Source organism: Rhizobacter sp. P2_D12 (assembly GCF_056404395.1).
In genome coordinates this window covers 1-10,780 of record NZ_JBFUEB010000155.1, presented here as the reverse complement: position 1 = coordinate 10,780, position 10,780 = coordinate 1, and the positions used below count along the sequence as shown (strand labels likewise).

12 protein-coding genes and 1 pseudogene are annotated in these 10,780 nt (G+C 65.4%); 4 read left to right on the top strand and 9 right to left on the bottom strand.

Annotated elements, in window-relative coordinates; genetic code table 11:
- From AC1DYN_RS29740 to AC1DYN_RS29730, 3 genes are all read left to right on the top strand, one after another.
- The coding region (locus tag AC1DYN_RS29740) for an RHS repeat domain-containing protein (RefSeq protein ID WP_477965917.1) at positions 1-1,467 on the top strand (1,467 nt) is incomplete at its 5' end.
- Between the two features lie 4 nt (positions 1,468-1,471).
- Positions 1,472-1,861 (top strand): hypothetical protein, encoded by a 390-nt coding sequence (locus AC1DYN_RS29735; RefSeq protein ID WP_477965915.1) that lies wholly within the window; start codon positions 1,472-1,474, stop codon positions 1,859-1,861.
- A 199-nt stretch (positions 1,862-2,060) separates the two neighbouring features.
- Positions 2,061-2,594, top strand: coding sequence for a histidine phosphatase family protein (locus tag AC1DYN_RS29730; protein WP_477965913.1), 534 nt, complete (start codon positions 2,061-2,063; stop codon positions 2,592-2,594).
- On the opposite strand, the gene nth is transcribed toward AC1DYN_RS29730, so the two are convergent.
- The 6 genes from nth to AC1DYN_RS29700 all read right to left on the bottom strand — a co-directional run bounded on the left by nth (position 2,570) and on the right by AC1DYN_RS29700 (position 7,024).
- Positions 2,570-3,232: an endonuclease III gene (nth, locus tag AC1DYN_RS29725; RefSeq protein WP_477965911.1), complete on the bottom strand. Its 663-nt coding sequence runs from the start codon at positions 3,230-3,232 to the stop codon at positions 2,570-2,572. The genes AC1DYN_RS29730 and nth overlap by 25 nt on opposite strands.
- Positions 3,233-3,263: 31 nt before the next feature.
- A complete protein-coding gene (locus AC1DYN_RS29720; protein WP_477965909.1) occupies positions 3,264-3,401 on the bottom strand; it encodes a hypothetical protein in 138 nt (45 codons plus the stop codon).
- Positions 3,402-3,412: 11 nt separating this feature from the next.
- Positions 3,413-3,610: a CsbD family protein gene (locus tag AC1DYN_RS29715; protein ID WP_477965907.1), complete on the bottom strand. Its 198-nt coding sequence runs from the start codon at positions 3,608-3,610 to the stop codon at positions 3,413-3,415.
- A gap of 131 nt (positions 3,611-3,741) precedes the next feature.
- Positions 3,742-4,344, bottom strand: coding sequence for an electron transport complex subunit RsxB (gene rsxB / locus AC1DYN_RS29710; protein WP_477965905.1), 603 nt, complete (start codon positions 4,342-4,344; stop codon positions 3,742-3,744).
- An 8-nt stretch (positions 4,345-4,352) separates the two neighbouring features.
- Positions 4,353-5,648 carry a polyhydroxyalkanoate depolymerase gene (locus AC1DYN_RS29705; RefSeq protein ID WP_477965903.1) on the bottom strand — a complete coding sequence of 432 codons (1,296 nt, stop codon included), beginning with the start codon at positions 5,646-5,648 and terminating at the stop codon, positions 4,353-4,355.
- Positions 5,649-5,824: 176 nt separating this feature from the next.
- On the bottom strand, positions 5,825-7,024 hold the full coding sequence (locus tag AC1DYN_RS29700) for an amino acid aminotransferase (RefSeq protein ID WP_477965901.1): 1,200 nt from the start codon (positions 7,022-7,024) through the stop codon (positions 5,825-5,827).
- Between the two features lie 133 nt (positions 7,025-7,157).
- Between AC1DYN_RS29700 and uvrB the strand changes: the two genes are divergently transcribed.
- Positions 7,158-9,242, top strand: a complete 2,085-nt coding sequence (uvrB, locus tag AC1DYN_RS29695) for an excinuclease ABC subunit UvrB (RefSeq protein ID WP_477965919.1) — start codon at positions 7,158-7,160, stop codon at positions 9,240-9,242.
- Positions 9,243-9,327: 85 nt separating this feature from the next.
- On the opposite strand, the gene AC1DYN_RS29690 is transcribed toward uvrB, so the two are convergent.
- The 3 genes and pseudogenes from AC1DYN_RS29690 to AC1DYN_RS29680 all read right to left on the bottom strand — a co-directional run.
- Positions 9,328-10,410 (bottom strand): phage integrase Arm DNA-binding domain-containing protein, encoded by a 1,083-nt coding sequence (locus AC1DYN_RS29690; protein WP_477965899.1) that lies wholly within the window; start codon positions 10,408-10,410, stop codon positions 9,328-9,330.
- Positions 10,407-10,670, bottom strand: a complete 264-nt coding sequence (locus AC1DYN_RS29685) for an excisionase (protein WP_477965897.1) — start codon at positions 10,668-10,670, stop codon at positions 10,407-10,409. Before AC1DYN_RS29685 ends, AC1DYN_RS29690 begins: the two co-directional genes overlap by 4 nt.
- Positions 10,667-10,780 (bottom strand): annotated as a pseudogene (locus AC1DYN_RS29680) (ATP-binding protein); the annotation flags it as partial. The pseudogene AC1DYN_RS29680 and the gene AC1DYN_RS29685, both read right to left, overlap by 4 nt.

Genomic DNA, 10,780 nt, shown 5'->3' with positions numbered 1-10,780 from the left:
CGGCGCATCACCGCCATCAGCCTGGCCAAGGATGCGGACAGCACGCCGGTGCCGCTGCTGACCGACATCAAGTGGGAGCCGTTCGGGCCGGTGACGAGCTGGAACTGGGCGATGGCCGCCGGGCCACAAGCGCATGAGCGCTTCTATGACTTGAGCGGTCGCATCGTGCGCATCCGGCTGGGCGACGTCTTCCGCGACATCACCTACGACGCGGCCGACCGGATCGTCAGCCACGTGCACCTGAGCGCCAACGACGGCATCCCGCAGCCGGGACTGGACCAGAGCTTCGGCTACGACGAGAACAGCCGGCTGACCAGCATCACCACGGTGAGCGCTGTCTGGAGCATCACCTACGACGCCAACGGCAACCGCACCGGCGTGAGCCTGAACGGCAGCCCGAGCGTCTACACGACGCAGGCGACGAGCAACCGGCTGACGAGCATCACCAACCCGGCAAGAAGCTTCGGCTACGACAACGCCGGCAATACCATCACCGACAGCCCGAACTACACCGCGACCTACGGACTCTCCGGCTCGATGGCCAGCATCACCAAAGCGGGCGTCACCGGCACCTACAGCTACGACGCCGACAGGCGACGCATCCGCAAGACCACCAGTGCAGGGCCCGGCAGCACGGTCATCTTCGTGTACGACATCGATGGAAACCTGCTCGGCGAGTACGACCAGAACGGRCAGGCGATCAAGGAATACGTGTGGCTGGGCTCGACRCCGGTGGCGGTCTTCAGCARCGACCCGAYCAATGCGAGCARCCCGCYSKCGGTCTACTTCATCCAYGCCGATCACATCGACACGCCGCGCCTCGTCATTGACCAGAGCGGCGGCAAGCGTTGGCGCTGGCTGGCAGAACCCTTCGGCACGACAGCGCCGGAGACCAACCCGGACAACCTCGGCGCCTTCGGCTTCAACCTGCGCTTCCCGGGSCARTACGCSGACCAGGAGTCGGGGCTGTTCTACAACTACTTCCGCTATTACGCGCCCGACAATGGAATCTACCGGCAGAGCGACCCGATCGGACTTGCTGGAGGCAGTCTGTCGACCTATCTCTATGTGGTCGGCGATCCTCTGACGTTCGTCGATCCGGACGGGCTTGCCGGTAAAGTTCCGAAGAACTATGGGAAAGACAAGCCGATGACGCCACCTCCTACAGCGGATGAAATCAAGAAGATGCTGGAGCAAAAGCAGGAACCTGGGCAGAACTTCGCAGACAATTTGAAATGCTTGTTCAGTTTCAAGAACTGCGACCTCGAGATAGAGCTCAAGAAGACGCGTCGCTGCCTAGTCGCCCGCTGCACGTCGACCTGTCCGCCATCAACGTTCACCGTTGACTACAGGACCGAGCAGGTGGCATATGATCCTGAGACGACAACGTGCGAATGCCAGCTTTGGGGCCTGAATCCGGACTATCAAGGTGGCCCCCCACCAGGACTTACGGCGCCGGGGAGATGAAAGCATGAAGAAAACTGCTTTGACTATTGTTGCGCTTGTTGTCGTTTTGATCAGTTTCTTGCTGGGTGTTTATCTCGGTGGAAAGTCTGCTCAAGCGCGACTTGAGAAGAAGGATTACTATTTATCGATGCTGAATAATATCTCTCGCTACAGCACCCCGGTGGAGATATCTCGCCAGATTGCGGACAAACGATATGATCAGGCAAAATGCATGGCTGATCTAACTGCCAGCATCTACTATCGAGAGCTTCAATCATGCTTGGCTGAGGAAGGTTGTCACGACTTCATACACGATGAAGTAAAGAAAATAGCCCCGGAACTGTTGATAGGCGACAAAAGCAGGTTTGCGTATTACGGGAATATGGAGCGATGTACTTTCGCCAAAAAGGAATAGCCGAGCGAAACGCCGTGGACCGAATATCTACTCAGCTACGTTAATGTCAGCCGATTGCACAAGGGCGACAAGGTGCGGATTCCTATCGCCTCTGGATCGGTCGCCGTCTCGCTGCTGATCGGTTCGGGATAAAACAGCTATTGATCCGGACCGCCCAAGCGCTTCTAGCCTTGGCTTCTTTGAACTCAAAATTGTTTATATGAGCGACTCGCCGCACGCGTGGCGGCATCCGCGGCCCAGGGGCGTCGAGGGCCGCTGCATCGGCCGCACCGACGTGCCGATGGACCGGCGCAAGGCCAAGCGCCTGGCGCACCGGATCCGCCGGGCCGCGCGGGGCGAAGGCTGGCCGCGCATCGTGTGGACATCGCCGCTGCAGCGCTGCGCCGCGGTGGGCCGTTGCCTGGCGCGCTGGGGCTGGGTGCATCGCATCGACGAGCGCCTGTGCGAACTCGACTTCGGAACCTGGGACGGCCAACGCTGGGATGCGATCGGTGCCGCAGCCGTCGACGCCTGGTGCGCGGACTTCCTGCAGCACGCGCCCGGCGGCGGCGAATCGGTCGCGCAGCTGCTGCAGCGCTGCGCGGCACTGCTGGAGGGGCTGCCGCCGCAATCGTGCATCGTCGCGCACGCCGGCTGGATCAACGCCGCCCGCTGCGTCATCGACGGCGCGCGCCCGGCGCGCGCCGCCGACTGGCCGGCCGCCGCCCCTTACGCCGCCCGCGTGTCGCTGTAGATCGGGTGCGGCCCGCCCGGACGCGAATCGCAGTACGCGACGACACCGCATTCGAAGCACAGCGGCTTGCGCGCCTGGCACACGTAGCGCCCATGCAGGATCAGCCAGTGGTGGGCGTCCACCAAGTAGCCCGCCGGCACCCGCTTCAGCAGGCCCATCTCGACCTCGAACGGGTTCTTGCCCGGCGCCAGCCCGGTGCGGTTGCTGACGCGGAAGATGTGGGTGTCGACCGCCATCGTCGGCTCGCCGAACGCGACGTTCAGCACCACGTTGGCCGTCTTGCGGCCGACCCCCGGCAGCGCTTCGAGCGCCTCGCGGCCGCGCGGCACCTTGCCGCCGTGCTGCTCGATCAGGAGGCGGCAGGTTTCGAGCAGGTTCTTCGCCTTGTTGCGATAGAGCCCGATGGTCTTGATGTGCTGCGTGATGCCGTCCAGCCCGAGCGCCAGCATCTTCTGCGGCGTCGGCGCGATGGCGAACAGCTTGCGCGTCGCCTTGTTGACGCCGACGTCGGTGGCCTGGGCCGACAGCAGCACGGCCGCCAGCAACTCGAAGACGTTGGTGTATTCGAGCTCGGTGTTGGGCTGCGGGTTGGCAGCCTGGAGCGTCGCGAAGAAGGGTTCGATCTGGTCGGCGTGCATCGCCGGCCATTCTCGCCCAGCCGCGCGGCGTTTACGGCGGCGCGCTGGCGGCGGGTGCGGAGCCGGTGGTGGGCTTCGGTGTCGTGCCGGAGCCGAGCTTGTCGCAGGCGCTCAGGGCGACGGTGGTCATCAGGACGGCCAGCAAACTGGCCAGCAGGGGGCGGTTCATGGTCGGCCTCCTCAATAGCGCGACTGCAGCTCGCGAATCTGCTCGCGGGCCTCGTCCTGCCGCACGCCGTAGGTGCGCTGCATCTTGCCGGCATGGCGTTCGCGCTGGCCGCGCTCGACGTCGTTGTCGTTGCCGGTCATGCGCCCCCAGTGTTCGCGGGCCTGTCCCTTGACTTGCTTCCATTGGCCCTGGATGCGATCGCGGTTCATTGCAACTCCTTGCACTGTCGTGTGCTTGAAGCGTAGAGGCCTGCCGCGGCGGCAGTCGTCGGTCCCGGCCCGCGGTGCGGATAGGACGATGGTCGATTCGGCTGTAGGACTGCTCTGACAACAGGACCGGTTCAGCGCGGCTTGCGCGCGCGCGCGCGGGCCAGCGCAGCCTCGATCGCCGCCGGCCCGGGCGCGATGCGCGCCGCCATGCGGGCCAGCCGCTCCTGTTCGTCGCGTTCCAGGCGCTGCTGGTGGAAGGCGAAGCGTTCACGGGCTTCGTCGGCCTGGGGTGCGCTCCAGGCATCCCAGCCGGTGCGGCCTTCGCTCGCATCGACCAGCGAGATGCAGTCGACCGGGCAGACCGGGATGCACAGCTCGCAGCCGGTGCACAGCGGATCGATCACCGTGTGCATGGCCTTCGGCCCGCCGACGATGCTGTCGACCGGGCAGGCTTTCAGGCACAGCGTGCAGCCGATGCACCAGGCCTCGTCGATCACCGCCAGGCGGCGCGGGCCTTCGCTGCCGTTGGCCGGGTTCAGCGGCAGTTCGGGGCGGCCGGCCAGCGCAGCCAGCCGGGCGATCCCCTCGGCGCCGCCGGGTGGGCATTGGTTGATCCCGGCCTCGCCGTCGGCGATGGCCTGGGCATAGCTGCGGCAATCGGGGTAGCCGCAGCGCGTGCACTGCGTCTGGGGCAGGGCGGCGTCGAGGGCGTCGGCGAGCGCGTCCCGGTCCACGGTGCCTGTCAGGCCGCCTTGCGCGCGGCCGTGCGGCGGCTGGCCTTCGGGGCGAGCTTGACCGCCTGCTGGTGCGACGCGATGAACTCGCGCACCTGCGGGTAGACCTTCTCGCGCCAGCGGCGACCCGAGAAGATGCCATAGTGGCCGGCGCCTTCGACGTCGTAGTGGAACTGGCGCGACTTCGGGATGCCGGTGCACAGCTCGTGCGCCGCCTTGGTCTGGCCGGCGCCGGAGATGTCGTCCAGCTCGCCTTCGATGGTCAGCAGCGCGCTGGTGGTGATGTCCTGCGGGCGCACCAGCTGGCCGCTGACTTCCCAGGTGCCGTTGACCAGCGCGAAGTCCTGGAACACCGTCTTGATGGTGTCGAGGTAGTACTCGGCCGGCATGTCGAGCACCGCGTTGTACTCGTCGTAGAAGGTGCGGTGGAAATCGGCGTTGTCGTCGTCGCCGCGCATCAGGTCCATGAAGTAGTCGTAGTGCGACTTCAGGTGGCGGTCGGGGTTCATCGCGATGAAGCCGCTGTGCTGCAGGAAGCCCGGGTAGACGCGGCGCCCGGCACCGGGGTAGTTGACCGGGACGCGGTATATGACGTTGTTCTCGAACCAGTCGTAGCTCTTGTTCATCGCCAGGTTGTTGACCGCGGTCGGGCTCTTGCGGGCGTCGATCGGGCCGCCCATCATCGTCATCGTGCGCGGCGTGGTTTCACCATTGCTCGCCATCAGCGAGATCGCGGCCAGCACCGGCACCGTCGGCTGGCACACCGAGATCACGTTGGCCTCGGGGCCGATGTGGCGGATGAACTCCTGCACGTAGGCGACGTAGTCGTCGAGGTGGAACGGTCCGGCCGCGGCATCGACCATGCGTGCGTCGGTCCAGTCGGTGATGAAGACCTTGTGGTGCTGCAGCAGTGCGCGCACGGTGTCGCGCAGCAGGGTCGAGTGGTGGCCCGACAGCGGCGCCACGACCAGCACGGTCGGCTGGTCCTTCATCGCGGTCAGCACCGGCGGGTCGTCGGTGAAGCGCTTGAAGCGCAGCAGCCGGCAGAAAGGCTTCTCGATCGCCACCTGCTCCTGCACCGCGACGTCGACGTCGTCGACCTTCACCGAGGTGATGTTGAACTCGGGCTTCTCGTATTCCTTCGAGAGCCGGTGCATCAGGTCCAGCCCGGCCGACACGCGCTGCGCCATCGGCGTGTGCGTGAAAGGCGACAGCGGATGGCTGTACAGCTTGGACGACGCGCTGGCGAACTCGGAGAACGGGCTCAGCAGCGCGCGCTGGGTTTCATACCACTGGTACAGCATTCAGGTTCCTTTGCAGCTGCCTTGCAACCGCTCTCACACAGGTTGTGCGTCGCAGCATTCTAGGCAGCCGGGAACCATCGTGCCTGCGGACGGCTTTGGTGCAAACCCGGAAATGAGGCACAAAGGCCGCCCAGAATGGTGCGGCCGTCGCCCGGACGCCCATCCGGGACCGCGCGTCAGCTGACCTTGGCAATGGCCGAAACCACCGCGTCGATGTTCTTGCTGTTCAGCGCCGCGACGCAGATGCGCCCCGAATCGACACCGTAGATGCCGAATTCGCTGCGCAAGCGCTCCATTTGCGCCTTGTTGAGCCCCGAATAGCTGAACATGCCCTTCTGCTGGGTGATGAAGCTCATGTCCTGCTTCACGCCGGCCGCCTGCAGCTTCTGCAGCAGCGCGGTGCGCATCTGCTTGATGCGCACGCGCATGCCGGCSAGYTCTTCTTCCCACATCGCGCGCAGCGCCGGCGTGTTCAGCACGGTGGCGACGACCTGGGCGCCGTGCGTCGGCGGGTTGGAGTAGTTGGTGCGGATCACGATCTTCAGCTGGCTCAGCACGCGCGCGGCTTCGTCCTTGCTGCTGCACAGCACGCTCAGCGCGCCGACGCGCTCGCCGTACAGCGAGAAGCTCTTCGAGAACGAGGTGGAGACGAAGAAGTCGATGCCGGTGGCGACGAACTGCGCGATCACCGCGCCGTCCTCGGCGATGCCTTCGCCGAAGCCCTGGTAGGCCATGTCGAGGAAGGCCACCAGGCCGCGCGCCTTGACGGCCCCGATCACCTGGGTCCACTGGGCCGGCGTGATGTCGTAGCCGGTCGGGTTGTGGCAGCAGGCGTGCAGCACGACGACGGTGCCCGCGGGCGCGGCGTTCAGCGCCGACAGCATGCCGTCGAAGTTGACACCGCGCTTCGCGGCGTCGTAGTAGGGGTAGCTTTCGACGACGAAGCCGGCGCTGGTGAAGAGGGCGCGGTGGTTCTCCCAGCTCGGGTCGCTGATCAGCACCTTGGCATCCGGGTTCACCTTCTTCAGGAAATCGGCGCCGATCTTCAGCCCGCCGGTGCCGCCCAGGCCTTGCACCGTGGCGACGCGGCCTTCGGCCAGCACGGCGCTGTCGGCGCCGAACACCAGGCCCTGCACCGCCTTGTCGTACGCAGCGATGCCGTCGATCGGCAGGTAGCCGCGCGGCTTCGGCGCTTCCTGCATCTGGCGCTCGGCCTCGGCCACGCATTTCAGCAGCGGGAGCTTGCCGTTGTCGTCGTAGTAGACCCCGACGCCCAGGTTCACCTTGGCGGGATTCGGATCGGCATTGAATTGCTCGTTCAGGCCGAGGATSGGGTCGCGTGGGGCCATTTCGACAGCGGCGAACAGCGAGGTCATGGACAGTCCTTGTCAGTAGAGCGGATGGCGGTTTTGGGCTAGGCTTGCCGATTGCCCTGTGCTTTCCCGGTACAGGAAAACCCGAAGGATTTTAATCAACATGGCGAAAGCTCCCCAGGCTGGACCGGACGTGATGCTCGCGGATGCCGTCGTGGATGCACCGCCCGAGGGCAACTTCGTCGGCTTCCCCGATTCGCCGTTCCAGCTGTTCCAGCCTTATCCGCCGGCGGGCGACCAGCCGACGGCCATCGCCCAGCTGGTCGAAGGCGTGCAGGACGGGTTGAGCTACCAGACSCTGCTKGGCGTCACSGGCTCSGGCAAGACCTWCACSATGGCCAACGTGATCGCGCAGSYSGGCCGGCCCGCSATCRTKTTYGCGCCCAAYAARACGCTGGCGGCSCAGCTGTAYWSSGAGTTCCGCGARTTCTTCCCGMARAACGCGGTCGAGTAYTTCGTCWSSTACTACGAYTACTACCARCCCGARGCCTACGTGCCGCAGCGCGACCTGTTCATCGARAAGGACWSSTCGATCAACGAGCACATCGAGCAGATGCGCCTGTCGKSCACCAARWSSCTGMTGGAGCGGCGCGACGTSGTKATCGTCGCCACCGTCAGCGCGATCTACGGCATCGGCAACCCGAGCGACTACCACCGCATGGTGATGACGCTGCGCGCCGGCGACAAGCTGGGCCAGCGCGACGTGATCGCGCAGCTGATCCGGATGCAGTACCAGCGCAACGAGATGGACTTCAGCCGCGGCACCTTCCGCGTGCGCGGCGACACCATCGACGTGTTCCCGGCCGAGCACTCGGAGCTGGCGATCCGCATCGAGCTGTTCGACGACGAGGTCGAGACGCTGCAGCTGTTCGATCCGCTGACCGGGCGCATCCGCCAGAAGATCCCGCGCTTCACCGTCTACCCGTCCAGCCATTACGTGACGCCGCGCGACCGCGTGGTGGCCGCCATCGACACCATCAAGGCCGAGTTGCGCGTGCGCCTCGACGAGCTGGTGAAGGACGGCAAGCTGGTCGAGGCGCAGCGCCTGGAGCAGCGCACCCGCTTCGACCTGGAGATGCTGCAGGAGATCGGCCATTGCAAGGGCATCGAGAACTACACGCGCCACCTGTCGGGCTCGGCGCCGGGCGATCCGCCGTCGACGCTGGTCGACTACCTGCCTGGGGATGCGCTGATGTTCCTCGACGAATCGCACGTGCTGATCGGGCAGCTCAGCGCGATGTACAACGGCGACCGGGCGCGCAAGACGACGCTGGTGGAGTACGGCTTCCGGCTGCCGTCGGCGCTGGACAACCGGCCGCTGAAGTTCGAGGAGTTCGAGAAGAAGATGCGGCAGGTGATGTACGTGTCGGCCACGCCCGCCGCGTACGAGCAGCGCACATCCGGCCAGGTGGTCGAGCAGGTGGTGCGGCCGACCGGCCTGGTCGACCCGGTGGTCGAGGTGCGGCCGGCCACGCACCAGGTCGACGACGTGCTGCAGGAGATCCGCGAGCGCGTCGAGATCCACGAGCGCGTGCTGATCACCACGTTGACCAAGCGCATGGCCGAGCAGCTCACCGACTACCTGAGCGACAACGGCGTCAAGGTGCGCTACCTGCACAGCGACATCGACACCGTCGAGCGGGTCGAGATCCTGCGCGACCTGCGGCTCGGCACCTTCGACGTGCTGGTGGGCATCAACCTGCTGCGCGAGGGGCTGGACATCCCCGAGGTCTCGCTGGTGGCGATCCTCGACGCYGACAAGGAAGGCTTCCTGCGCKCCGARCGYTCGCTGATCCAGACSATCGGMCGCGCGGCCCGCAACGTCAACGGCAAGGCCATCCTGTACGCCGACCGGATGACCGACTCGATGCAGCGCGCGATCGGCGAGACCGAGCGACGCCGTGCCAAGCAGATCCAGCACAACCTGGAGCAGGGCATCACGCCGCGCAGCGTCAAGAAGCAGATCCGCGAGCTGATCGACGGCGTCTACAGCGAGAAGAACGCGAAGGAGCAACTGAAGGTGGCGGCCGAGACGGCCCAGGTCGAGGCCATGAGCGAGAAGGACCTGGGCAAGCGCATCAAGCAGCTGGAGAAGCAGATGCTCGACCACGCGCGCAACCTCGAGTTCGAGAAGGCGGCGCGCGTGCGCGACCAGCTGGCGCACCTGCGCGAGCAGGCCTTCGGCGCGCCCGGCACCGACAACGTGGTGCCGGCCAAGTGACGAAGCCGCTGCGGGTGCTGATGGTCTGCATGGGCAGCACACCGCCTCCGGGGAGAGTTCACTTCCCGTTCACTTCGTGCACACATCACTTGCGGATGGTTACCTGAATCGGCTCGCTTCCTCGGGGGTCTTCGTACAGGTCCGCCATGCGCTCGGTGAGGTGCCCGAGTAGGTCTTTCGTGTCCACGTTGCCCTGCTTGTTGTAGAGCCGCTTGCATAGGCTGCGGATCTCGTGGAAGGTGGGTGCGGTCTTCCCGTTCGGCAACACGTCGGGGATGCCGGCGAGCTGGCGGGCTTCGGTGAACGCGTGGCTGATGTTGTCCGGGTGCACGCGGCTGCCGACCGGTGCATTCCCGTAGGGTACCTGGTGGTGGACCAGCAGCCGGGTGACCACCTTGGGCTGCTTCGTGACCAGGTCGYGGAGCGACAGGTTCAGCACGTCCAGGCGTAGGTCCAGGGGGATCGCGATCGTGACTGCGGTCTTCCCGCGGCCGATCACCAGGTTCTCGCCGATGACATGGGTCTTCGACACCCCGACGATCGTGCTGCGGTCCAAGCCGGAAACAATGGCCAGCAGCATCGCGTCCGGGAGCCAGGCTGCCACCTGCGGAGCTTTCTCCAGGATCGCGTTGAACCACTCCAGGGAGAGCCGCTCCCGCTTGACCACTACGATGGTCGCCTCGGTCGTCTCGGCGGGGTTGCTGCTCATCCAGCCCTTCTGCATTCCCCGTTTGCACATGGCGATCAGGCGGGATCGGATTGACTGCGCCCAGCGGTCCTTTCCGGCTGCGATGATCTCGTCGAGCATCTCGGCGCAGTCCTTGACGGTCAAGGCGCCGCAGGTGAGGGTGCCGAGCTTCGCCCGGATGAGTTTGTCCATGCTCCGGCGAGCCTTGGCCGTGTTGTAGGACTTGCTCTCCGGCATGGTGTCCAACAGGTCGGCGACGGTGTGGGTCGCCCCGGTCAGGCGCGCCAGGAGCGTCGGCTTCATACCAAAAAGGTGGGCGTTGGCCTGCAACGCCTGATTCTTCGCGTGTGCGAGCGGAATGGAGCCGAGGGTCAAGGTCTCCCCTGTCTCGGGATGGCGCCAGACGTAGTAGCCAGGGCGAGGCTCGTAGAGGCCGCGAGGCCAATCCCGCCTGCGGATGCTTCGGCGTGCCGGACTCACGCGCGTCCCTGTATGCGATCGAGGAGGGTCGGAGCCGCGACTCCGAGCCGTTCCGCCCGTTCATCGACGTAGTAGGCCTTTCCGACGATCTCGGGTGCGGGCACGATCTCTCCTTCGCGTGCCCATCGGCGTAGGGTGAATAGTGGAGGCGTAGGGTGGTATCGGCGCGCCGCCCACTCGGTCTGTTGAGTTCCACGGAGAGCTGACCCGGGTTTTCCATCCAATGTTGACCCACCCGTTTTCGAGCCAAGCTGGCTCACGTTGTGGATAACTTCTTGGCTTTGGACTCCTTCTTGGGCAGTGTGGGTTGAGCGGAGCTGTTCTTGAAGCGGTAGCTGTCGTTGCCGGTCTCCAGGATGTGGCAATGATG